24 protein-coding genes are annotated in these 23,199 nt (G+C 67.3%); 14 read left to right on the forward strand and 10 right to left on the reverse strand.

What is annotated here, in order from left to right:
- Nucleotides 1–22 precede the first annotated feature (22 nt).
- From P6281_RS02680 to P6281_RS02710, 7 genes are all read left to right on the forward strand, one after another.
- A complete protein-coding gene (locus tag P6281_RS02680) occupies nt 23–808 on the forward strand; it encodes a 2-keto-4-pentenoate hydratase (protein ID WP_008263676.1) in 786 nt (261 codons plus the stop codon).
- Between the two features lie 51 nt (nt 809–859).
- Nucleotides 860–1,792 (forward strand): acetaldehyde dehydrogenase (acetylating), encoded by a 933-nt coding sequence (locus P6281_RS02685; RefSeq protein ID WP_008263678.1) that lies wholly within the window; start codon nt 860–862, stop codon nt 1,790–1,792.
- The gene (gene dmpG, locus P6281_RS02690; RefSeq protein ID WP_008263680.1) at nt 1,789–2,847 is read left to right on the forward strand and encodes a 4-hydroxy-2-oxovalerate aldolase; all 1,059 of its coding nucleotides are present in this window, start codon (nt 1,789–1,791) and stop codon (nt 2,845–2,847) included. The genes P6281_RS02685 and dmpG overlap by 4 nt, the downstream gene beginning before the upstream one ends.
- Before the next feature lie 62 nt (nt 2,848–2,909).
- The gene (locus P6281_RS02695; RefSeq protein ID WP_008263682.1) at nt 2,910–3,212 is read left to right on the forward strand and encodes a hypothetical protein; all 303 of its coding nucleotides are present in this window, start codon (nt 2,910–2,912) and stop codon (nt 3,210–3,212) included.
- Between the two features lie 88 nt (nt 3,213–3,300).
- A complete protein-coding gene (locus P6281_RS02700; protein WP_008263684.1) occupies nt 3,301–4,440 on the forward strand; it encodes a hypothetical protein in 1,140 nt (379 codons plus the stop codon).
- A complete protein-coding gene (locus tag P6281_RS02705; RefSeq protein WP_008263686.1) occupies nt 4,437–5,219 on the forward strand; it encodes an SDR family oxidoreductase in 783 nt (260 codons plus the stop codon). The genes P6281_RS02700 and P6281_RS02705 overlap by 4 nt, the downstream gene beginning before the upstream one ends.
- A complete protein-coding gene (locus tag P6281_RS02710) occupies nt 5,219–6,364 on the forward strand; it encodes a sulfotransferase family protein (protein WP_009956898.1) in 1,146 nt (381 codons plus the stop codon). Before P6281_RS02705 ends, P6281_RS02710 begins: the two co-directional genes overlap by 1 nt.
- A gap of 189 nt (nt 6,365–6,553) precedes the next feature.
- Here the strand turns inward: P6281_RS02710 and P6281_RS02715 are convergent, their stop codons facing one another.
- Both P6281_RS02715 and P6281_RS02720 read right to left on the reverse strand, forming a co-directional pair.
- The gene (locus tag P6281_RS02715) at nt 6,554–7,006 is read right to left on the reverse strand and encodes a hypothetical protein (protein WP_014383773.1); all 453 of its coding nucleotides are present in this window, start codon (nt 7,004–7,006) and stop codon (nt 6,554–6,556) included.
- Between the two features lie 5 nt (nt 7,007–7,011).
- A complete protein-coding gene (locus tag P6281_RS02720) occupies nt 7,012–8,169 on the reverse strand; it encodes a Rieske 2Fe-2S domain-containing protein (protein ID WP_008263691.1) in 1,158 nt (385 codons plus the stop codon).
- A gap of 115 nt (nt 8,170–8,284) precedes the next feature.
- On the opposite strand from P6281_RS02720, the gene P6281_RS02725 reads away from it, so the two are divergent.
- On the forward strand, nt 8,285–8,809 hold the full coding sequence (locus tag P6281_RS02725; RefSeq protein ID WP_008263694.1) for a gamma carbonic anhydrase family protein: 525 nt from the start codon (nt 8,285–8,287) through the stop codon (nt 8,807–8,809).
- Here the strand turns inward: P6281_RS02725 and P6281_RS02730 are convergent.
- Genes P6281_RS02730 through P6281_RS02745 form a run of 4 tightly spaced genes read right to left on the reverse strand, consistent with a single transcriptional unit; the run spans nt 8,806 to nt 12,495 of the window.
- Nucleotides 8,806–9,213, reverse strand: coding sequence for a nuclear transport factor 2 family protein (locus P6281_RS02730; RefSeq protein WP_008263695.1), 408 nt, complete (start codon nt 9,211–9,213; stop codon nt 8,806–8,808). The genes P6281_RS02725 and P6281_RS02730 overlap by 4 nt on opposite strands.
- A gap of 7 nt (nt 9,214–9,220) precedes the next feature.
- The gene (locus P6281_RS02735; RefSeq protein ID WP_008263698.1) at nt 9,221–10,420 is read right to left on the reverse strand and encodes a thiolase domain-containing protein; all 1,200 of its coding nucleotides are present in this window, start codon (nt 10,418–10,420) and stop codon (nt 9,221–9,223) included.
- Complete coding sequence (locus P6281_RS02740; protein WP_008263700.1) at nt 10,420–11,484, reverse strand: thiolase domain-containing protein; 1,065 nt, start codon at nt 11,482–11,484, stop codon at nt 10,420–10,422. The genes P6281_RS02735 and P6281_RS02740 overlap by 1 nt, the downstream gene beginning before the upstream one ends.
- A 15-nt stretch (nt 11,485–11,499) precedes the next feature.
- Entirely contained in the window at nt 11,500–12,495 is a 996-nt protein-coding gene (locus P6281_RS02745) for a Zn-ribbon domain-containing OB-fold protein (RefSeq protein ID WP_008263702.1), read from the reverse strand.
- Between the two features lie 63 nt (nt 12,496–12,558).
- On the opposite strand from P6281_RS02745, the gene P6281_RS02750 reads away from it, so the two are divergent.
- Complete coding sequence (locus tag P6281_RS02750) at nt 12,559–13,590, forward strand: LLM class F420-dependent oxidoreductase (protein WP_008263710.1); 1,032 nt, start codon at nt 12,559–12,561, stop codon at nt 13,588–13,590.
- 140 nt (nt 13,591–13,730) lie between these two features.
- Here P6281_RS02750 and P6281_RS02755 read toward each other — a convergent pair whose 3' ends face one another.
- Nucleotides 13,731–14,453, reverse strand: a complete 723-nt coding sequence (locus P6281_RS02755) for an acetoacetate decarboxylase family protein (protein ID WP_008263712.1) — start codon at nt 14,451–14,453, stop codon at nt 13,731–13,733.
- Between the two features lie 42 nt (nt 14,454–14,495).
- Between P6281_RS02755 and P6281_RS02760 the strand changes: the two genes are divergently transcribed.
- Nucleotides 14,496–15,719, forward strand: coding sequence for a cytochrome P450 (locus P6281_RS02760; protein WP_008263713.1), 1,224 nt, complete (start codon nt 14,496–14,498; stop codon nt 15,717–15,719).
- A gap of 69 nt (nt 15,720–15,788) precedes the next feature.
- Here the strand turns inward: P6281_RS02760 and P6281_RS02765 are convergent, their stop codons facing one another.
- Complete coding sequence (locus tag P6281_RS02765) at nt 15,789–16,625, reverse strand: DUF559 domain-containing protein (protein ID WP_008263715.1); 837 nt, start codon at nt 16,623–16,625, stop codon at nt 15,789–15,791.
- 104 nt (nt 16,626–16,729) lie between these two features.
- Nucleotides 16,730–17,542: a crotonase/enoyl-CoA hydratase family protein gene (locus tag P6281_RS02770; RefSeq protein WP_014379043.1), complete on the reverse strand. Its 813-nt coding sequence runs from the start codon at nt 17,540–17,542 to the stop codon at nt 16,730–16,732.
- Nucleotides 17,543–17,606: 64 nt separating this feature from the next.
- Here P6281_RS02770 and P6281_RS02775 point away from each other — a divergent pair, with 64 nt between their 5' ends.
- Genes P6281_RS02775 through P6281_RS02790 form a run of 4 tightly spaced genes read left to right on the forward strand, consistent with a single transcriptional unit; the run spans nt 17,607 to nt 22,465 of the window.
- The gene (locus tag P6281_RS02775; RefSeq protein ID WP_008263720.1) at nt 17,607–19,259 is read left to right on the forward strand and encodes an acyl-CoA synthetase; all 1,653 of its coding nucleotides are present in this window, start codon (nt 17,607–17,609) and stop codon (nt 19,257–19,259) included.
- Between the two features lie 30 nt (nt 19,260–19,289).
- A complete protein-coding gene (locus P6281_RS02780) occupies nt 19,290–20,057 on the forward strand; it encodes a fructosamine kinase family protein (protein ID WP_008263722.1) in 768 nt (255 codons plus the stop codon).
- A gap of 36 nt (nt 20,058–20,093) precedes the next feature.
- Nucleotides 20,094–20,918 carry an amidohydrolase family protein gene (locus tag P6281_RS02785; protein ID WP_008263723.1) on the forward strand — a complete coding sequence of 275 codons (825 nt, stop codon included), beginning with the start codon at nt 20,094–20,096 and terminating at the stop codon, nt 20,916–20,918.
- Nucleotides 20,915–22,465 (forward strand): acetolactate synthase large subunit, encoded by a 1,551-nt coding sequence (locus tag P6281_RS02790; protein WP_008263726.1) that lies wholly within the window; start codon nt 20,915–20,917, stop codon nt 22,463–22,465. Before P6281_RS02785 ends, P6281_RS02790 begins: the two co-directional genes overlap by 4 nt.
- On the opposite strand, the gene P6281_RS02795 is transcribed toward P6281_RS02790, so the two are convergent.
- Complete coding sequence (locus P6281_RS02795; protein WP_008263728.1) at nt 22,451–23,164, reverse strand: hypothetical protein; 714 nt, start codon at nt 23,162–23,164, stop codon at nt 22,451–22,453. The genes P6281_RS02790 and P6281_RS02795 overlap by 15 nt on opposite strands.
- Nucleotides 23,165–23,199: the final 35 nt, after the last annotated feature.

Here is a 23,199-nt window from a genome sequence, read left to right on the forward strand (position 1 = left end):
CCGTACGAGGAGACGTAGAAAAATGCTCAGTGTTGCTACCCGCGACGAGCTGGCTGCGGACTTGGCGCAGGCCGAGCGGAGCGGTGAGCCGATCGCCCCGCTGACCGCGGCCTACCCGGACATCGACGTCGTCGACGCCTACGAGATCCAGCTGATCAATATCCGGCAGCGGGTCGCCGAGGGGGCGCGGGTGCTGGGCCACAAGGTGGGGCTGTCGTCGAAAGCCATCCAGCAGATGATGGGCGTCGACGAGCCGGACTACGGGCATTTGCTCGACGAGATGCAGTTGTTCGAAGACACCCCCGTCAAGGCGAACCGCTACCTGTATCCGCGGGTGGAGGTCGAGGTCGGCTTCATATTGAACGCCGACCTGCCGGGAGCCGGCTGCACCGAGGACGACGTGCTGGCGGCGACCGAGGCCTTGGTCCCGTCCATCGAGTTGATCGACACCCGGATCACCGACTGGAAGATCGAGCTGTGCGACACCATCGCCGACAACGCGTCGTCGGCCGGTTTCGTGCTCGGCGAGGCCCGGGTTTCCCCCCGCGACATCGACGTCAAGGGGATCGACGCGGTGCTGCGCTGCAACGGCGAGGTCGTCGCGGAGGGCCGCACCGACGCGGTGCTGGGCAACCCCGTCACCGCGGTGGCGTGGCTGGCCCGCAAGGTCGACGGGTTCGGTGTGCGGTTGCGCAAGGGCGACGTGGTGCTGCCCGGATCGTGCACGCGAGCCATCGACGCGCACCCGGGCGACGAGTTCGTCGCCGACTTCGCGGGCCTCGGTTCTGTGCGTTTATCGTTCGAATAGGCTCGAATTAAATCGACTAACTTAAATCTCAGCAGTTCGAAAAGGGGCATCATGCCGTCTAAGGCGAGTGTGGCCATTGTCGGGTCGGGCAACATCAGCACTGACCTGCTTTACAAGTTGTTGCGATCGGACTGGCTGGAGCCGCGCTGGATGGTCGGCATCGACCCCGAAAGCGAGGGTCTGGCGCGGGCCCGCAAGCTGGGTTTGGAGACCACCCACGAGGGCGTGGACTGGTTGCTGGCGCAGTCGGACAAGCCCGATCTGGTGTTCGAGGCGACCAGCGCCTATGTGCATCGCGACGCCGCGCCCAAGTACGCGGCTGCCGGCATCCGGGCCGTCGACCTGACGCCCGCCGCGGTGGGTCCCGCGGTGATCCCGCCGGCCAACCTGCGCCAGCACCTGGATGCGCCCAACGTCAACATGATCACCTGCGGCGGGCAGGCCACCATCCCGATCGTGTACGCGGTGTCGCGCGCCGTCGCCGACCTCGGTGGGGTGCCGTACGCCGAGATCGTCGCCTCGGTCGCCTCGCTGTCGGCGGGGCCGGGAACCCGGGCCAACATCGACGAGTTCACCAAGACCACCAGCAAGGGCGTGGAGACCATCGGTGGCGCCAAGCGCGGCAAGGCGATCATCATCTTGAACCCCGCCGATCCGCCGATGATCATGCGCGACACCATCTTTTGCGCCATTCCCGAGGACGCCGACCGCGACGCGATCGCCAAGTCCATCCACGACGTGGTGGCCGAGGTGCAGACCTACGTTCCCGGCTACCGGCTGCTCAACGACCCGCAGTTCGACGACCCGTCGATCAACTCTGGCGGCCAGGCGCTGGTCACCACGTTCGTCGAGGTCGAGGGGGCCGGCGATTACCTGCCCCCCTATGCGGGCAACCTGGACATCATGACCGCCGCGGCGACCAAGGTCGGCGAGGAGATCGCCAAGGAATCCTTGACCGCGACGGCCGGAGGAGCGCAATCATGACTACCGACATCTTCTTCAACCCGGTCTGGGACGTGCGGATGACGGACACGTCGCTGCGCGACGGCTCACACCACAAGCGCCACCAGTTCACCAAGGACGAGGTCGGTGCGATCGTGGCCGCCCTGGACGCCGCGGGTGTGCCCGTCATCGAGGTCACCCACGGCGACGGACTGGGCGGCTCGAGCTTCAACTACGGGTTCTCCAAGACCCCCGAGCAGGAGCTGATCAAGCTCGCCGCCGAGACCGCCAAAGAGGCCAAGATCGCCTTCTTGATGCTGCCCGGCGTGGGCACCAAGGAAGACATCAAAGAGGCCCAGAACAACGGCGGCTCGATCTGCCGGATCGCCACGCACTGCACCGAGGCCGACGTCTCGATCCAGCACTTCGGCCTGGCCCGCGAACTCGGCCTGGAAACCGTCGGCTTCTTGATGATGAGCCACACCATTTCGCCGGAGAAGCTGGCCGCCCAGGCCCGCATCATGGCCGACGCGGGCTGCCAGTGCGTCTACGTGGTCGACTCGGCCGGGGCGCTGGTCCTCGAGGGCGTGCGCGACCGCGTCGCCGCGCTCGTCGCCGAACTCGGTGACGACGCCCAGGTCGGCTTCCACGGGCACGAAAACCTCGGACTCGGGGTGGCAAACAGCGTCGAGGCCGTGCGCGCCGGCGCTAAGCAGATCGACGGCTCGTGCCGCCGCTTCGGGGCCGGGGCGGGCAACGCCCCCGTCGAGGCGCTGATCGGGGTGTTCGACAAGATCGGCGTCAAGACCGGCATCGACTTCTTCGACATCGCCGACGCCGCCGAGGAGGTCGTCGCCCCAGCCATGCCCGCCGAGTGCCTGCTCGACCGCAACGCCCTGATCATGGGCTACTCCGGGGTGTACTCCAGCTTCCTCAAGCACGCCATCCGCCAGGGTGAGCGCTATGGCGTCCCGCCGCATGAGCTGTTGCACCGGGCCGGCCAGCGCAAGCTCATCGGCGGCCAGGAGGACCAACTGATCGACATCGCGCTGGAGATCAAGCGCGAGCGAGAAAGCGGCGCCGCCGCCGCGCGCTGACCTGCCGCTTCACCCAGAGCGCGCACAGGCTACGCAAAGGTAGCGCGCGTAGCCTGGTGGGCATGAGCACATCCAAGACAGTCGGTACTCGTGGCCGCGGACTCTTCGGCCTGCTCGCCGGGGGGTTACTGACCGCGACCGCCGCGACGATGATCGCGCTGCCAGTGGCCAGCGCGGATCCCGGGTGCAATCAGGACGTGGGCAGTTCCATCGACTCCTACCTGCAGCGGCACCCCGACCTCCATCAGCAGCTGATCGACAAGTCAAAGGGCGAGGGGGGCAACGGCAGCGTGATCGACTACCTGAACCGGCATCCCGACGTACGCCAGCACCTGATTCAGCTGTCCCACGCGTGCCCGCCCTAGCGAACCCGCATCGTCGTGCAACCCCGCAGCCGACGCGCGGGAATGTTCGCCATTGACGAAAAAGTAGAACACGTTCTAGCGTCTAGGCGTGTCCGTAACTTCCTTTTCCGGCCCGCTCACCCACGCGATCGCTGAGGCCGAGGAGCTGGTGGCCGCCGCGCCGCACATCGAGTCCGAAGCCGACTTGCTCGAAGGGCTCCAATATCTGGCCGGCTGTATCGCGGCCTGCACGCATCTGGCCTTCGACTACGACCGCGACCACCCCTTCCTGCAGTCGGGGACCGGGCCGTTCACCAAGATGGGCCTGGACAACCCCGACACGCTGTACTTCGGCACCCGGGTGCACGCCAACCACGATTACGTCGTCACCGGCAGGCGCGGCACCACCACCGACCTGAGCTTCCAGCTGCTCGGCGGCGAGTACACCGACGACAACGTGCCCGTCAGCCAGGCCGCCTTCGACGACCGGGAGCTACAGATCGCCCCCGACGGCAGCTTCGAATGGCGGTTTCGGCCGACCGACCCCGGACAGCTGGTCATCCGCGAGGTGTACGGCGACTGGGCCGCGCAGCGCGGCACGCTGGCCATCTCCCGGCTGGACACCGCGGGCACCGCGCCGCCGCCGCTGAGTCGCGAAACCATCGAAAAGCGTTTTGCCACAGCGGGAAAGCAGCTGGTTAACCGGGTGAAGACGTGGCTGCAGTTCCCGCAGTGGTTCTACTTCAACATCCCGGTCAACACGATGGTCGCGCCACGGTTGACGCCCGGCGGCCTGGCGACCCAGTATTCGTCGGTGGGGCACTACGAGCTGCGGCCCGACCAGGCGCTGGTGATCACCATCCCGGTCACCGACGCCCCCTACCTGGGCTTCCAGCTGGGCAGCCTGTGGTACATCTCGCTGGACTACATCAACCACCAGACCTCGCTGAACAACACTCAGGCGCAAGCGGATCCGGACGGCAAGGTGCGCATCGTCGTCGCCGACCAGAACCCCGGCGTGACCAACTGGGTGGAGACCCTCGGGCATCGGAAGGGCATCTTGCAGTTCCGCTGGCAGCGGGTGTCGCGACAACTCACCGACGCCGACGGCCCCACCGTAGAGCTGGTCGACATCGACGCCGTGCCGGCGGCGCTGCCGTATTTCGAGCACAACAAGATTTCCGAGGACGACTGGCGTGCGCGGATTGCGCTGCGCCACCAGCAGATTCAGGCAAGGATGTTGGGATGACGAAGTTGCTCGACGGCAAGGTGGTGGTGATCAGCGGCGTCGGCCCGGGTCTGGGCACGACGCTGGCGCACCGATGCACACGGGAAGGCGCCGACCTGGTGCTGGCCGCCCGCACGCCGGAACGCCTGGACGACGTCGCCAAACAGATCGCCGACCTCGGAGGCCGGGCGACCACGGTGCGCACCGACATCACCGAGGACGATCAGGTGAGCAACCTGGTCGATGCCACCTTGGAGGCCTACGGCAAGGTCGACGTGTTGATCAACAACGCGTTCCGCGTACCGTCGCTGAAGCCTTTCTCGGGCACCAGCTTTCAGCACATCCGCGACGCGATCGAACTCAGCGCGCTGGGCGCCCTGCGGCTCATCCAGGGATTCACGCCGGCGCTGGCCGAGTCGAAGGGCTCGATCGTCAACGTCAACTCCATGGTGCTGCGGCACTCGCAGGCGAAGTACGGCGCCTATAAGATGGCCAAGTCCGCGCTGCTGTCCATATCTCATTCGCTGGCCACCGAGCTGGGCGAGCAGGGAATCCGGGTCAATTCCGTTGCACCCGGCTATATCTGGGGCGAGACGCTGCAGGGCTACTTCAACCACCAGGCCGGCAAGTACGGCACCACGGCCGAGCAGATCTACCAGGCCACCGCGGCGGGCTCCGACCTGAAGCGGCTGCCGACCGAGGACGAGGTGGCCTCGGCGATCTTGTTCATGGCGAGCGACCTGTCCAGTGGCATCACCGGGCAGACCCTCGACGTCAATTGCGGGGAGTACCACACCTGATGGCTGAGCGTACCGACGTCGGCACCGTTGACGACCTGAAGGCGTCGGCCAGCAAGATGATCGGGCTGGACGATTTCGGCAGCAACGACGACAACTACCTCGAAGCGCTGGAAGTGCTGCTCGACTCCTATCGCCGCGACGCCGACTTGACGCCGTTGGGCAGCAAGATGAATCGGTTCTTTTTGCGCGGTGCGCTGGTGGCCCGGCTGCTGTCCGAAGCGGCGTGGAAGCAATACCCGCAGCACGCGGACGTCGTCATCGAGCGGCCGATCTTCGTCACGGGACTGGTGCGCACCGGCACCACCGCCTTGCATCGGCTGCTGGGCGCCGATCCCGCGCACCAGGGCCTGCATCTGTGGTTGGCCGAATTCCCGCAGCCGCGCCCGCCTCGTGAAACCTGGGATTCCAACCCGTATTACAGCCAACTGAACGCGCAGTTCGAGAAGCATCATGCCGAAAACCCGGACTACACCGGTCTGCATTTCATGGCGGCGTACGAGCTGGAGGAGTGCTGGCAGCTGCTGCGGCAGTCGCTGCATTCGGCGTCCTACGAGACGCTGGCGCACCTGCCCACCTACTCGCAGTGGCTCTCGCGGCAGGACTGGACGCCGTCGTACCAGCGGCACCGCCGCAACCTTCAGCTGATCGGACTCAACGACGCGGACAAGCGGTGGGTGCTGAAGAATCCCAGCCACCTGTTCGCGCTGGACGCGCTGATGGCGACCTATCCCGACGCGTTGGTGATCCAGACCCATCGTCCGGTCGAGACGATCATGGCCTCGATGTGCTCGCTGGCGCAGCACACCGCCGAGGGATGGTCGACGTCGTTCACCGGCGCCCAGATCGGCGCTGACGCAATGGAAACGTGGTCGCGGGGCCTGGAGCGGTTCAACACCGCGCGGGCCAAATACAGCCCGTCGCAGTTCTACGACGTGGACTACAAGGAGCTGATCGCCGACCCGATGGGCACGGTGGCCGACATCTACCGGCACTTCGGGATGACGTTGACCGAAGAGGCCAAGGCGGCCATGGAAAAGACCCACGCCGACAGCCAGTCCGGCGCGCGGGCGCCCAAGCACTCGTACTCGCTGGCCGACTACGGCCTGAGTGTCGAGACGGTCAAGGAGCGGTTCGCGGGGCTGTAGAAATCACAGGCGCCACAGGAGTTTCCGGTCCGATGGACGCGCCTTTTGCCCACCTCCGAGCGACAAAGCCGCGAATCCATCCGCGCCAATCCATCCGCGCCCCCTGCCGGTTGTCGCTCGGAGGTGGGCACGACGCCCATGGCTTCCGGCTCGGGTCCGACGGGCCGCTATGACGAACGAGACCGTCGCTCAGTTCTCGTCGGGATCGTCGTCGAGGTAGCCCTCGGCGACCGCATGCTCGATGCTGTCGCTCAGTTTGGGGCAGGACCGGGTGCGCGCGGTGTCGCCGCCGGACTCGCGCACCTCGGTGAAGTGCGCGCAACGCTGCCAGGCCTCGGTATTCCATTGCACCGCAGTGTGTCCCGGCCCGAGCCTGCGCACCGTGACGCGGACGTGGCAGAAACGGCAGTCCACCGGCAACAGACCCGAGTTGAGGTAGCGCTCGCGGTCAGCGCGGCTGGCTTCGGCCACGGTGGCCGCGCGCTGCGGATCGTTGGCGAAATCCCTTGACTTCGACCACGATCGGGACCCCCCGCCGTTGCCGGCGGGCTTCTCCTCGTGGTCGTGATGATCGCCGTGCAGCTGCAACATCGACCGCGCGAGCCGATCGACGTCAGGTACCTGCGGCTGATCGTCGGCCATGATGCCTAGTGCTGCTCGGCCGGAACGTCCTCGGATTCCTTGGCCTTGAGGTTCTCGGAGACCTCGGAATTCCAGTACTCGTTGGCGCGGGTGGTGTCGACCTCGATCTCGAAGCGTTCCACCATTTCCGGCTCGATGTCGGCGACGTCGACATAGAACTGCTGATACCAGCGGCGTAGCTGGTAGACGGCGCCGTCCTCTTCGACCAGCAGCGGATTGTCGATGCGGGTCTTGTGCTTCCAGATCTCGACGTCCTGCAAAAAGCCCTTGCTGACGCCCTCGGTGAACACCTTCGACAGCTTGTCGGTCATCTTTTCGTCCATGCCCTTGGGCTTTTCGACGATGACACCCCACTGCAGCACGAACGAGTTCTGGGTCACCGGGTAGTGGCAGTTGATCAGGATCGACTCGGCCTTGTAGCCGCCGTAGCTGTTGTGCAACCAGTTGATCATGAAGGAGGGCCCGAAGTAGGACGCCTCGGAATCCAGGTGCGCCTCACCGTAAGACGTGCCGAGGTCGTTCACGTCGGGCCGGCCCACGTTGTGCAGGTACTGCGAGGCGATGTGTCCCTCGAAGACGTTCTTGAAGTACGTCGGCAACCCGAAATGGATGTAGAAGAAGTGCGCCATGTCGGTGACGTTGTCGATGATGTCGCGGCAGTTGGACCCCTCGATGAGGATGCTGTTCCACCGCCAATCGGTCCACTCGTCGCTGTGGGCCTCCGGGATCTCCGGGATCCGCACGGCGGGGTCCGGCGGATTGTTTTCGTGGTCGTGCCAGACGAACAGCAGGCCGCCGCGGACGTCGGTCGTCCACGACCGGGTGCGGGCCGTCTTGGGCGTGCGCTTGGCGTACGGCACCAGCTTGCAGCGGCCGTCGCCGCCCCAGCGCCAGTCGTGGAAGGGGCAGGCCACCTCGTCGCCCTTGATGGTGCCCTCCGACAGATCACCGCCCATGTGCCGGCAATAGCCGTCGAGGACCTTGATGTCCCCGTGGGAGTCGGCGAAGACCACCAGCTTGGTGCCGAAAGCCTCGATCGAATGCGGCTTACCGTCCTGGAAGTCCTTTGCGACGCCCAGGCAGTGCCAGCCGCGGGCGTACCTGGTCGGCAAGGCGCCGGGATCGATCTCCCGGATGCCGACCGCCTTGGTGTCGGTACTCACCTGTCCACCTCCAACTAATAGCCCTCTAACTAGAACACGTTACAGTTTTGCGGCGGGGGCGCGCAACGACGGCGAGCCTGGCTGGGACATATGCGTGTTGGGGTATACGTAGACGATGCCGCTGTTTGCATTCGAGGGCCGCGCACCACGGGTCGATCCCACCGCTTTCGTCGCCCCGACCGCCACTTTGATCGGTGACGTCGTCGTGGAGGCGGGGGCCTCGATCTGGTTCAACGCCGTGCTGCGCGGCGACTACGGGCCCATCGTGGTGCGGGAGGGCGCCAATGTGCAGGACGGGTCCGTGCTGCACGCGCCTCCCGGCATCCCGGTGGACATCGGTCCGGGCGCGACGGTCGCGCATCTGTGCGTCGTCCACGGGGCGCACGTGGGACCGGAGGCGTTGATCGCCAATCACGCCACCGTTTTGGACGGGGCGGTGATCGGGGCGCGCAGCCTGGTCGCCGCGCACTCGCTGGTCACCGCCGGCACCCAGATCCCGGCCGGGATGCTCGCGGTCGGCGCCCCGGCTCAAATCAAGGGCCCGGTGGCCGGCACCGGCGCCGAGATGTGGCTCAAGCTCAATCCGCAGGCCTACCGCGACCTCGCCCAGCGGCATCTGGCCGGGCTGGAGCCGATCTAGACCTTGCGGGTGTTGGCCGCCGCGCGGTCCATCTCCCAATACGCGCGCAGGGCCACCAGCTTGCCCTCGTCGTTGGCCTTGTAGGTGAACACGCCCTCGGCGGTCGTCTGGTATTCACCCGTCGTGATGAGGATGTGCCCGACGTTGGCTTCCTCGTTGCCGCACTGATAGGTATCGCGGAAAACGAACTCGATCTTGGTGGTCGGGGCGATCGCCTTGTCCCAGAAGGCCGAAATCGCGTCGCGGCCCCGATGCCCTTTGCCCTCGGGGTCGAACGCGGAGGGGCCGATCGGGTCCTCGACGATGGCGTCGTCGGCGAACACCGCCAGCCAGGCATCCTTGTCCCGGGCCGCCACCGCCTCGCGGGAGCGGCGGCCGGCCTCGTGCGCGGGATGCTTGGTCATCGCGTGCTCACGCGTCGACTTTTTGGGGCGTCGGCTTGTCGGCGCCGACCACCCACATGGAGTAGTACTGCGAGCCGCCGCCGTAGGCGTGTCCCAACGCCTTTCGCGCGTTGGGCACCTGGTGGTCGCCGCCCTTGCCCATGACCTGGATCGCCGCCTCGGCGAAGCGGATCAGGCCCGAGGCGCCGATCGGGTTCGACGACAGCACGCCGCCCGACGGGTTCACCGGTAGCCGGCCGCCGATCTTGGTCTCGCCCGCTTCGGTGAGCTTCCAGCCTTCGCCTTCGGGCGCAAACCCGAGGTTTTCCAACCACATCGGCTCGAACCAGGAGAACGGCACGTAGATCTCCGCGGCGTCGATCTCGTCGATGGGGCTCGTGATGCCGGCGGCCTTCCACAGCGCGGCGGCCGCGTCGCGGCCGGCCTGCGGGCTGACCTGGTCGCGCCCGGAGAACTGCAGCGGTTCGGTGCGCAGCGCCGTGGCGTGGATCCATGCCACCGGATTGCCCTGCGCCAGGCGGGCTTCGGCGGCCTCCTCGTTGCCGATCACGACCGCCGCCGCGCCGTCGGAGGACGGGCAGGTCTCGTCGTAGCGGATCGGGTCCCACAGCATCGGCGACGCCATCACCTTCTCCACGGTGATGTCGGGCTGGTGCAGGTGCGCCAGGGGGTTGCGGGCGCCGTTGAGCCGGTCCTTGACCGCGACGATGGCACCGATGTTGGTGGGCGCCCCGGAACGACGGATGTACGAGCGCACGTGCGGGGCGAAGTAGCCGCCCGCGCCGGCGCCCACCGGCTTGATGAAGGGAATCGGGATTGACAACGCCCACATGGCGTTTGACTCCGACTGCTTCTCCCAGGCCATCGCCAGCACGCGCCGGTACTTGCCGGACTGCACCAGACTGGCGGCCACCACGCCGGTGGAGCCACCGACCGATCCCGCGGTGTGCACCCGGATCAGCGGCTTGCCCGTGGCGCCCATGGCGTCGGCCATGAACAGCTCGGGCATCATGACGCCCTCGAAGAAGTCCGGCGCCTTGCCGACCACGACGGCATCGATGTCGTCGAACGTGCAACCCGAGTCGGCCAGCGCCCGATCGATCGCCTCGCGCACCAGGCCGTTCATCGAAACGTCCTGGCGCTTGGCGACGTACTTCGTCTGTCCGGTACCCAGTACCGCAGCGATGTTTGGCCCTGCACCGGCCATTAGTTCTTCCCTTCCATGACCGCGACCAGGTTCTGTTGTAGCGCAGGCCCGCTGGTGGCGTGCGCGAGCACCCGCTCAGCCGAACCATTCCAGATGTGTTGTGCTGCAAAGCCGATGCGCTCGAGGCCGGCGACGAACATGGGATTGGCCGCCAGCGCGCCACCGGACGGATTGACCTTGGTCGGTCCCGGTATCCGGATGGCTTCCTCGATGATCAGGTGCTGGTGGGTGAAGGGCGCGCAGATCTCCGCCACGTCCAGGTTGTCGGTCCTGCCGCCGGTGGCCACGTGGGCCGCGGCCTTGGTCGACGGGGATTCGGTGAGGTCGCGCGCGCCCAGCGACGGGGTCTCGATGCGGTGCTCGATTCCCGTGATCCAGGCGGGGTTTTCGCGCAGTTCGCGTGCCCGGTCGCCGGCAGCGAGCACGATCGCCGCGGCGCCGTCGGTGATCGGCGCGATGTCGTGGCGCCGCAGCGGGTCGGCGAAAAACGGCCGTTCGAGCAGTTCGGCCACGCTGATCGACCCCTCGACCTTGTCCACCCGCCGCGCGTTCGCGAAGGAGTCGAAGGCCACGCGCGCCATCTGCTCCTCGGTCCACTTGCCGCTGTCGAGCCCGATGCGGGCCTGCAGCCCGGCCATCGAGATCGAATCGGGCCACAACGGCGCGACGGTGTAAGGGTCGGTCTGCCGCGACAGGATCTGGCGCAGGACCCCGGCCGAGGACTTGCCGAAGCCGTACACCAGCGCGGTGTCGACCTCACCGGTCAACAGCTTGATGTAGGCCTCGTAGAGGGCCCAGGCCGCGTCCATCTCGACGTGCGATTCGTTGATCGGCGGAACGGCGCCGATGGAGTCGATCGCCGAGATGAACGAAAAGGCCCGTCCGGCAAGGTAATCGGACGATCCGGAGCACCAGAAGCCGATGTCAGTCCGCTCGATGCCCAGCTCCTCGTAGAGCTGGGCGAAGCACGGTATCAACATCTCGACGCCGTTGGTGGTGCCGTCGGTGCGGCGGACGTGTGGTGCGTGGGCGAAGCCGACGACCGCAACGTTGCGAGCGCTCATAGGTAGGTAAGCCCTTTACAGGTGGTGCTTGTAGGTGTCGTAGTCGGCGTCGGGTTCCCCGGTCGGCCGGAAGTACTCGATGTTGTCGATGCCAAAACCCCACTCCTCGCGGGGTTTCCACACCGCTTCCACGCGCATGCCCATCCGTACCTCGTGCGCGTCGATGTCGGCGACGAGATGCAGGAACGGGATGTCGGCCCCATCGAGCAGCACATAGGCGGCCACGTAGGGCGGCTTGATGCGCTGGCCCTGGAACGGGATGTTGATGATCGCGAACGTCGTCACGGTGCCCTTGTCCGGCAGCTCGACGAAGTCGGTGGTCGGCTGGCCGGTCGCCGGGTCGGCGCCGTGGGGCGGGAAGTACACCTTGCCGTTCTCGCCCGTCTTCGCGCCCAGCAGCTTGCCCTGGGCGATGGCCCGCAGGTAGGCGCTCTCCTCGTGCGAGGCGCTGTGCTGGATGGTCAGCGAGACGGGCGTGACGATCATGGTCACGGGGTCCTTGTCGCCGTCCGACTGCTCCGCGACGGCTTCGGCTTCCTCCCCCAGCTCGAAATAGGCGATGTCGGTGATGGCGCCCACCGGTTCGTCCACCCAGTGCACGTGCACGCGGGAGCCGGTCTTGATGGCCTTGGGCTCGCCCGCATCCACCGCATGGATCAGCGGGGTGTCGGCGCCGTCGAGCTTGATCAGCGCCCAGGCGAACGGCCGGTCGAGCGGCTGGCCCTCGATCGGTTCGGGCTGCCAGGTCCACGAGACGACGGTGCCGACACTGGATACCGGTACCATCTCGCCCAGCGGCTCGTAGGTGACCGGGTCATATTCCGGCGGCGGCACGTGCACCCGGCCATCCGACCCGCGCACCCCGAGGACGTGGCGGTCACGCAGTGCGGTGAAGAACTTGCTCAGCGTGGGGCCGACCGAACGGGTGTAGTCGAAGGCCAACGTCAGTGGCGCGGAGAGCGGTGGCTCAGGGTGATCCATCAGGGGCGGGCTACTCGAGCTGGCTGTCACGCCATCGAGTAGAACAGGTTCTAAGAACGGATTCAACATCGGGTCTGCGGAAGGGTGACGACGATGAAGCTGGGACTGCAGCTGGGATATTGGGGCGCGCAGCCGCCGCAGAACCACGGTGAGCTCGTCGCCGCGGCAGAGGAGGCCGGCTACGACGCCGTCTTCACCGCCGAGGCGTGGGGATCCGACGCCTACACGCCGCTGGCCTGGTTGGGTTCGTCGACGTCCCGGGTGCGGCTGGGCACCTCGGTGGTTCAGCTGTCCGCGCGGACCCCGACGGCCTGCGCGATGGCGGCTCTGACGCTGGACCACCTGTCCGGCGGCCGGCACGTGCTCGGCCTCGGCGTCTCGGGGCCGCAGGTGGTCGAGGGCTGGTATGGCCAGTCGTTCCCCAAGCCGCTGGCCCGCACCCGGGAATACATCGACATCGTCCGGCAGGTGTGGGCGCGGGAGGCGCCGGTGACCAGCGCCGGTCCGCACTACCCGCTGCCGCTGACGGGCGAGCGCGCAACGGGTCTGGGCAAGCCGCTCAAGCCGATCACTCATCCGCTGCGGGCCGACATCCCGATCATGCTGGGCGCCGAGGGGCCGAAGAACGTCGCGCTGGCCGCCGAGATCTGCGACGGCTGGCTGCCGATCTTCTACACGCCGCGCATGGCCGATACCTACAACGAGTGGCTGGACGAGGGGTTCGCCCGCCCGGGCGCGCGCCGCAGCCGCGAGGACTTCGAGATCTGCGCGACGGCCAACATCGTCATCACCGAGGACCGCAGCGCCGCGTTCGCGGCCATGAAGCCCTATATCGCGCTCTACATGGGCGGCATGGGCGCCGAGGACACCAACTTCCACGCCGACGTCTACCGCCGGATGGGTTACGCCGAGGTGGTCGACGACGTGACGAAGCTGTTCCGCAGCAACCAGAAGGACAAGGCCGCCGAGATCATCCCGGACGAGGTGATCGACGACGCCGCGATCGTCGGCGACATCGACTACGTGCGTAAGCAGATCAAGGCCTGGGAGGCCGCCGGCGTGACCATGATGGTGGTGTCCGGGCGCAGTACAGAGCAGGTCCGCGAGCTGGCGAGCCTGATCTGACCCGTGCCCACCACGGACTAGAACACGTTCTACTTTTCTTGCCAGCGGCTGAGAACGCGTTCTAGATTGTCCGGATGGCGCGCCCGACGACGATGCAGAGCGGAGGGGAGGAGCCGGGCGATCGACACCGGTCCGGCCGGTCAGCCGAGCGGGTGGGCGTCGCCGAATGTCATCTCGACGTGGCCGACGGATCCAGAGATCATCGCCCGCTTCGGCAGGCCCAGCGACGCCAGCTCCTTGGCGTAGGCGTGATCGCCCAGTCGCAGCGTCGCGCCGCCGAGCTGACCGCGCAGCCCGCGCACCCGCATCTCCCAGGGCACCTCCCGGGTTGTGCCGTCGGCGTAGGTGTAGGTCTTGAGGACCTGCGGACGCGAGGTGAACACCGATGGCACCGGCAATCCCCGGGCGAAGTCGATGCCCGCGATGTGCGCGCCGTCGGCGCTGACGTCGAATCCGAACCGGCCCTGCTCGCGAACGGTGAAGTCGGCCATGATCTTCGGGAAGCCCCAGATGGACCGTCCCGCCTCCAGGGTGAAGCTCTGGTCGACCGGCAGGTGGTGGATGAACGCGGCCGCGTCGCCCAGCGCCCGCCAGCCGCTTGCCGTCGAGCCGGGGGGATTGACCATCACGCAGGTGCCGAATTCGTGGTACTGCCCCAGGTCGCCGTCGATGTAGCGGGCCAGCATCAGGTTGACCACCGCCCGGCCCGGGCGGTGCTGGCAGACTTTCAGACCGCTGTAGTCGATAAGGCGTTGGGCCGCTTGCGCATCCACCGAAAACATCGCGGTGTGCACGTCCGCTTTACGTATCCGCACCGGCATGGTGAGGACTGTCCCCGCAACGATGTGTTGTGACTCAGCCATGCCGGTTACTGTAATCCGTTCGTCAACACTTGGAGGCTGTAGATGACTTCGACCATCCCGGAAGCAATCTCGAACATCGACCTGACCGACGGCAATTTCTACGCCGATCGTCACACCTCGCGTGAGGCCTATCGCTGGATGCGCGCCAACCAGCCGGTGTTTCGCGATCGCAACGGGCTGGCCGGCGCGACCACTTATCAGGCCATCCTCGACGCGGAACGCAATCCGGAGCTGTTCTCCAGCACCGGCGGCATCCGTCCCGACCAGCCCGGCATGCCCTACATGATCGACATGGACGATCCCGCACATCTGTTGCGGCGCAAGCTCGTCAACGCGGGCTTCACCCGCAAGCGGGTCAAGGAGAAGGAGCCGTCGATCGCGAAGCTGTGCGACACCCTCATCGATGCCGTGTGTGAGCGCGGCGAGTGTGACTTCGTCCGCGATATCGCCGCCCCGCTGCCGATGGCGGTGATCGGCGACATGCTGGGCGTGCTGCCCACCGAACGCAGCATGCTGTTGAAGTGGTCCGACGATCTGGTCTGCGGGCTGAGTTCGCACATCGACCCGACGTCGGAAACGGCCCAGGCGGTGATGGCCGCATTCGCGGCGTACACCGAATTCACCACGAGCATCATCACCAAGCGGCGCGCCGAACCCACCGACGACCTGTTCTCCATCCTGGTGAACGCCGAGGTGGAGGGGCAGCGGATGTCCGACGACGAGATCGTCATGGAGACACTGCTCATCCTCATCGGCGGCGACGAGACCACCAGGCACACGTTGAGCGGGGGGACCGAACAGCTGGTGCGCCACCGCGATCAGTGGGATGCCCTGGTGCGCGACCCCTCGTTGCTTCCGGGTGCGATCGAGGAGATGCTGCGCTGGACGTCGCCGGTCAAGAACATGTGCAGAACCCTGACCGCCGACACCGAATTCCACGGCACCTCGCTGCGCGAGGGCGAGAAGATCATGCTGCTGTTCGAGTCGGGCAACTTCGACGAGTCGGTGTTCGAGGATCCGGACAGCTTCGACATCCGGCGAAACCCGAACAGCCACATGGCTTTCGGCTTCGGAACGCATTTCTGCCTGGGCAACCAGCTGGCCCGCCTCGAGCTGTCGATGATGACCGAGCGGGTGCTCAAGCGACTGCCGGACCTCAGGCTGGCCGACGACGACTCGACCCTGCCGCTGCGACCGGCGAACTTCGTCAGTGGCCTGGAGGCCATGCCGGTGGTGTTCACGCCGAGCGCGCCGCTGCTGGGTTGATCGCGTTAGAGCCATCTTTCGCCGAGCGTGCACACATGGCGAGATTTCGTTTGATTTCCCGCCCTGAGATCACGTTCGGCGCGCCCACGCCGCTGCCACCCTGGCGATGACGCCGCCCGGCGTGTCTTCGATCGTGACGCGAACGACCGTCCAACCAATCTCCGCCAGGGTCTTCGCGCGTCGAATGTCCTTGTTGAATTGCCGCTGATCGGTGCGGTGATGGTCGCCTTCGTACTCGACGGCCACTTTGATGTCCTGCCAACCCATATCGAGACAGGCGATCAGAGCGCCGTAGTCATAAACCGGTATTTGAGTCTGCGGCCGCGGGAAACCCGCGCGGATCAGCAGCAGCCGCAGCCATGTCTCGCGGGGAGATTCGGCGCCCTTGTCGACAAGCGGCAGCGCGACGCGCGCACGCGCGATGCCCCGTCGGCCTCGGTACCGCTCGCCGAGTGAGTCGACCTCGCTCACCTTGAGATCGGTTGCGCGCGCGAGCGCGTCGATGGCTGCGACCGCCCGATCGACGGGATATCGGCAGGCGAGGTCGAGAGCCGTCCGCGCGGGCGTCGTCACCCGTAGGCCGGCGATCGTTTGTATCTCGTGCTCAAACAGCGAATCCGACCACGTGTCAATACCGGCCGGCGGGCGGCGGTGTTGATAGACCAACTGCGCGGGCGCCCGGTGGTCGACCCATTTGGCCCCATGCAGTGCCGAGGCGGAGCGCCCTGCGACGATGCCCCGTCGCCGCGACCACAGCCACGCGGCGCATGCGCGTCTTGTGGCGGTCAGTTCCGTGGCGGGGTCCACGTAGACGTCGGGGTGCAACGCGACGAACCGGCTCCGCAGCCGGTACCGGGTCAGGGTGCCGGCTGCGAGCGCCTCGCTGCCGATGAAGGGTTCGCGCACGCAAGCAGTGTGGCGTCAAGGACTGACAGCGACGCCGAGCGTGACGGCAGGGCGAAAAATCGGCCGAAAAGTCGCCGTGACGTCACGTTCGGCGGAGAGGGGACCTAGCGGTTTTGGAAGTTGGGCTTGCGCTTCTCGGCGAACGCCCGGGGGCCCTCCTTGGAGTCCTCGGACAGGAACACCGGTATCCCGTTTGCGGTATCGGGCTTGAAGGCCTCTTCCTCGTGCATCCCCTCGGTCTCGCGGATCGTCTTGAGGATCGCCTGGACGGCCAGCGGGCCGTTGTTCTCGATGACCTCGGCGATTTCGAGGGCCTTGGTCAGCGCCTGCCCGTCGGGAACGACGTGGCCGATCAGGCCCATGTCCTTGGCCTCGGCGGCGGTGATGTGCCGTCCGGTCAGCAGCAGGTCGCACGCCACGGTGTAGGGAATCTGGCGCACCAGTCGCACCGCGGACCCGCCCATCGGGTACAGGCTCCACTTGGCCTCGGAGATGCCGAATTTGGCGCTCTCGCCGGCCACCCGGATGTCGGTGCCCTGCAGGATCTCCGTACCCCCGGCGATGGCCGGGCCCTCGACGGCGGCGATCAGCGGCTTTTTGAGCCGCCGGCCCTTGAGGAGGGCGTCGATCCGCGACGGGTCGTAGCTGCCGTCCTTGAATGACTCACCCGGCGGCTTCTGGGTCGCGGCCTTGAGGTCCATGCCCGCGCAGAAGTAGCCACCGGCACCGGTCAGGATGCAGCATCGGATGTCGGGATCGTTGTCGACGCGGTCCCAGGCCTGGACCATGATTTCCATCATTTCCGTGCTCAGGGCGTTGCGGCGGTGCGGCCGGTTCATGGTCACGATGAGGGTGTGACCACGCTGTTCCACGAGCGCGTCAGGACCGGTTTCCTCGTTTGCTGGCGCCTCGGTCACGGTTACCGCCTTTCCCTCGACAATGGACACGAGCTTGCCTCGAAATGTAACACGTTCTAATTTGGTGGCCGTGGCCTTGAATATTGCCGATCTAGCAGAGCACGCCATCGACGCTGTGCCCGAGCGTGTCGCCCTGATCTGCGGCGACGAGAAGTTGACCTACGCCCAACTGGAGGAGAAGGCCAACCGCCTTGCTCACTATCTGCTCGAGCAGGGGGTGAAAAAGGACGACAAGGTGGGCCTCTACTGCCGAAACCGCATCGAGATCGTCATCGCGATGCTCGGCATCGTCAAGGCGGGTGCCATCCTGGTGAACGTCAACTACCGCTACGTCGAGGGCGAGCTGCGCTACCTGTTCGACAACTCCGACATGGTCGCGCTGGTCCACGAGCGCCAGTACTCCGACCGGGTGGCCAACGTGCTGCCCGAGACTCCCAACGTCAAGACGATCCTGGTCGTCGAGGACGGCAGCGACAACGACTACCAGCGCTACGGCGGCGTCGAGTTCTACTCCGCGATCGCCCAGAGCTCACCCGAGCGCGACTTCGGCCCGCGCAGCGCCGACGACATCTACCTGCTCTACACGGGCGGCACCACCGGATTCCCGAAGGGCGTGATGTGGCGCCACGAGGACATCTACCGCGTGCTGTTCGGCGGAACCGACTTCGCCACAGGCGAATTCGTCAAGGACGAGTACGACCTGGCCAAAGCCGCCGCGGCCAATCCGCCGATGGTCCGCCACCCGATTCCGCCGATGATCCACGGCGCCACCCAGTCGGCGACCTGGATGTCGATCTTCTCGGGTCAAACCACGGTGCTGGCACCGGAATTCAACGCCGACGAGGTCTGGCGCACGATTCACGAGCACAAGGTGAACCTGCTGTTCTTCACCGGCGACGCGATGGCGCGGCCGCTGCTGGACGCGCTGCTGGCGCACCAGGAGAAGGGTAACGAGTACGACCTGTCGTCCCTGTTTTTGCTCGCCTCCACCGCGGCGCTGTTCTCGCCGAGCATCAAGGAGAAGTTCCTCGAGCTGCTGCCCAACCGGGTCATCACCGACTCGATCGGATCGTCGGAAACCGGATTCGGCGGCACCAGCGTCGTCGCCAAGGACGCGCCGCACAGCGGCGGCCCGCGCGTGACGATCGACCACCGCACCGTCGTCCTCGACGAGGACGGCAACGAGGTCAAGCCCGGCTCCGGCGTGCGCGGCTTTATCGCGAAGAAGGGCAACATTCCCGTCGGCTACTACAAGGACGAGAAGAAGACCGCCGAGACGTTCAAGACCATCAACGGCGTGCGCTACGCCATTCCCGGCGACTACGCGACGGTCGAGGAGGACGGCACCGTCACGATGCTGGGCCGCGGCTCGGTGTCGATCAACAGCGGCGGCGAGAAGATCTACCCCGAGGAGGTCGAGGCCGCGCTCAAGGGGCACCCCGACGTCTTCGACGCCCTGGTGGTCGGTGTGCCCGACGCCCGCTACGGCCAGCACGTCGCGGCCGTCGTCCAGCCGCGGCCGGGAACGCGGCCCCCGCTGTCGGAGCTGGACGCCTTCGTGCGTTCCGAGATCGCGGGATACAAAGTGCCGCGCAGCCTGTGGCTGGTCGACGAGGTCAAGCGCTCGCCCGCCGGCAAGCCCGACTACCGCTGGGCCAAGGAGCAGACCGAGGCGCGCCCGGCCGACGACGTGCACGCCGCTCACGTAACTGCATGACGCGCTCCAAGCGCTAGGACCGCGCGAGGCGTGACCGACTTCGTCAAGCACAACCCGGACGCGCCCGCCCGGTTCTTCGCCGCGGAAGCCGCTGGCCTGCAATGGCTTTCCGGCGCCGACGGCGGCGTGCCCTGCGCGCAAGTCGTCTCCGTCACGATGACGAGCCTGACGCTGCGCCGCCTCGGCTCGGTGTACCCGACCCCCGAGGCGGCGCGTGAGTTCGGTGGCCGACTCGCCGCCACGCACGACGCCGGCGCCGCCGGCTTTGGCGCCGGCCCCGACGGGTGGGACGGGCCCGGCTTCTTCGGACCCCTGTCGCAGCCCCTGCCGATGTCGCTGCGACCGCACCGACGCTGGGGCGAGTTCTATGCGCAGGAGCGGCTGGCCCCGATGGCCGAACTCGCCGCCGCGCGGCTCGACTCGTCGACCCGCGAGGTCGTCGACGCCGTCGCGGCGCGTTGCCGTGCGGGTGATTTCGACGACGACGACCCGCCGGCCCGCCTGCACGGCGACCTGTGGAGCGGCAACGTGATGTGGACGCCCGCCGGGGTGGTGCTGATCGACCCGGCCGCGCACGGCGGTCACCGCGAGACCGACCTGGCGATGCTCGCGCTGTTCGGCTGCCCGCATCTCGACGCCGTCATCGACGGTTACCGGCGGGTGCGGCCGCTGCGACCCGGCTGGCGCGACCGTGTCGGGCTGCATCAGCTCTTCCCGCTGCTCGCCCATGTCGTGCTGTTCGGCGGCGGGTACGCGCGGCAGACCGACGCCGCCGCCCGCGCCGCGCTGGCCGCCTGAGCACCGCCCGCGGCGGCCGGGCTACTGTCGATCCCGATGACGATCGACGTCTGGATGCAACACCCGACGCAGCGGTTCCTGCGCAGCGACATGCTGGCGTCCCTGCGCCGCTGGACGGGCGGGTCGATCCCCGACACCGAGATCCCGATCGAGGTGACGCTGGCGTCGATGGATGCCGCCGGCGTGCAACTGGGCATACTCAGCGCCTGGCGCGGCCCGAACGGCCAAGACCTCGTCTCCAACGACGAGGTGGCGCAATGGATTGCCGCGCATCCGGACCGGTTCGCCGGGCTCGCCACCGTCGACCTCGACCGCCCGATGGAAGCGGTCCGGGAGTTGAGACGGCGCGTCGCAGAAGGATTCGTCGGCCTGCGGGTGGTGCCGTGGCTGTGGAACGCCCCGCCCACCGATCGCCGCTACTATCCGCTGTTCGCCCAGTGCGTCGAATCCGGCGTGCCGTTTTGCACCCAGGTCGGCCACACCGGCCCGCTGCGCCCCTCGGAGACCGGGCGCCCGATTCCCTACATCGACCAGGTCGCCCTCGACTTCCCGGAACTGGTGATCGTCTGCGGCCACGTCGGCTACCCGTGGACCGAGGAGATGGTCGCGGTGGCCCGCAAGCACGAAAACGTCTACATCGACACCTCGGCGTACACGATCGCGCGCCTGCCCGAAGAACTCATCATGTTCATGAAAACCCGTACCGGACAACGGAAGGTGTTGTTCGGCACCAATTACCCGATGATCGGCCACGAGCACGCGTTGGCGGGGCTGGACGACCTCGGGCTGTCCGACGAGGCCCGCCGAGACTTCTTGCGCGGCAATGCCGAACGACTGTTTCGACTGGAGGCAACCACGTGAATGGCGCCCAGGCCCTGATCAACACCCTGGTCGACGGCGGCGTCGACGTGTGTTTCGCCAACCCCGGCACGTCGGAGATGCACTTCGTCGCGGCCCTGGACAGTGTCCCGCGGATGCGCGGCGTGCTGGCCTTGTTCGAGGGGGTCGCCACCGGCGCGGCCGACGGTTATGCCCGCATCGCCGATCGGCCCGCGGCCGTGCTGCTGCACCTGGGCCCCGGATTGGGCAACGGCCTGGCCAATCTGCACAACGCGCGCCGCGCCCGGGTCCCGATGGTGGTGGTGGTCGGTGACCACGCCACCTATCACAAAAAGTACGACGCCCCACTGGAATCCGACATCGACGCCCTCGCCGGCACCGTCTCGGGTTGGGTGCGCCGAACGGGTGACGCCTCCCAGGTCTCGGCCGACGCCGTCGAGGGCATCGCGGCCAGCCGGTGGGGTTCACAGATCTCGACGCTGATCCTGCCCGCCGACGTGTCCTGGTCCGACGGCGCCCAGCTGTTCTCCAACCTGGACGCACAGCCGGCGGGCGCCGACCCGTTGCTGGCCCCGGAAGTGGCCGAGGTGCTCGGCTCCGGAGAACCGACGGTGATCATGGTCGGCGGCGACGCCACCCGCCACGCCGGCCTGGCCGCGGCCACCCGGATCGCCGCGGCCACCGGCGCGCGGGTGCTGTGCGAGACCTTCCCCACCCGGCTCGAGCGCGGCGCCGGGATCCCCGCCGTCGACCGGCTGGCGTACTTCGCCGAGGCCGCCACGGCCCAGCTGGACGGCGCCAAACATCTGGTGCTGGCCGGCGCCAAGTCGCCGGTGTCGTTCTTCGCCTACCCCGGCATGCCCAGCGACCTGGTGCCCGCCGGTTGCGAGGTGCACGTGCTCGCCGAACACAGCGGCGCGGCGGATGCGTTGACCGCCTTGGCGGATCAGGTGGCGCCGGGAACGGTGGCGCCGGTGGCGGCCGCGTCGCGTCCCACGCTGCCGACCGGCGCACTGACGTCCGCGTCGGCGGCCGACGTGATCGGGGCGCTGCTGCCGGAACGGGCGATCGTGGTCGACGAGTCGAACACCTCCGGCCTGCTGCTCGCCCAGGCCACCGCCGGGGCGCCGGCGCATGACTGGCTGACCCTGACCGGCGGGGCGATCGGCTACGGCATTCCCGCGGCGGTCGGTGCGGCGATCGCCGCCCCGGATCGCCCGGTGCTGTGCCTGGAATCCGACGGCTCCGCCATGTACACCATTGCGGGGTTGTGGACCCAGGCGCGGGAGAACCTCGACGTCACCACCGTGCTGTACAACAACAGGGCCTACGACATCCTGCGCATCGAGCTGCAACGGGTCGGCGCCGGCTCGGCGCCCGGGCCCGAAGCACTGTCCCTGCTCGACTTAGCCGATCCCACAATGGATTTCGTCAAGATCAGCGAGGGCATGGGGGTGCCGGCCCGGCGCGTCACCACCGCTGAGGAGTTCGCCGACGCGCTGCGCGCCGCGTTCGCAGAAGCCGGACCGCACCTGATCGACGCCGTGGTGCCGTCAATAACGGGCTAGGGTCGGCAGCCGGCTCAGCAACCAGTCCGTCATCGTATTGACCACGTCGACGCCGGTCTCGAACGCGCCGTCGTGCGCGTCCGCCGCCAGTGCCACACCCCACTGCCCGGACGGGGTGGGGACGATCCCGAATTGCCGGACCAGGTACTCGCCGTGCACTCCGGGCCCCCAACCCCCTTTCGCGGCAATCCCTTTGGCGGCCAGCCCCCATTGGTCACCGCTGCTGAGTCGTTGCATCAGGTCGATCACCTCGGCGGCGTCGGGGATGGTCGGCAGCTCCGCGGCGAACCGCGCCTGGCGCTGCAGGTTCCACTGGGTTTGGCCGAAAGCGGTGAAACCACGGCGAAGTCGGCGCGATTCGACCACCGTCGCGGTGTCACCGCCCTCGGCCACCACCGCCTGAACCTGCCGTGCCGCGTCGGCCGGCTCGCCCAACTGCGACCACAACTGCTCGGATGCGCGATTGTCGGATTCGGTGATTGCCTTCACGGCAAAATCGCGGGCGCCCAGCCAATCGTTGCGCAGCGCCGCCACCGCCAGGGGCACTTTGATCGTCGACCATGCCACACCCGACCACCAGCTCCCCAGCGAAAATGTCCGGTCCGGCCGGGCGATCGCGATGCCGACGTTCGCCGGCGCCGCGGCGGAAAGCTGTTCGAAGCTGGCTTCCAGCGCGAGCTCGAGAGGCCGAGCCGTCATGCGCCGGTTCCGCTATCGGCGCGAATGACCGCGGC

It is taken from the genome of Mycobacterium sp. 5-140-3-2 (assembly GCF_035666375.1).
Classification (GTDB): domain Bacteria; phylum Actinomycetota; class Actinomycetes; order Mycobacteriales; family Mycobacteriaceae; genus Mycobacterium; species Mycobacterium intracellulare.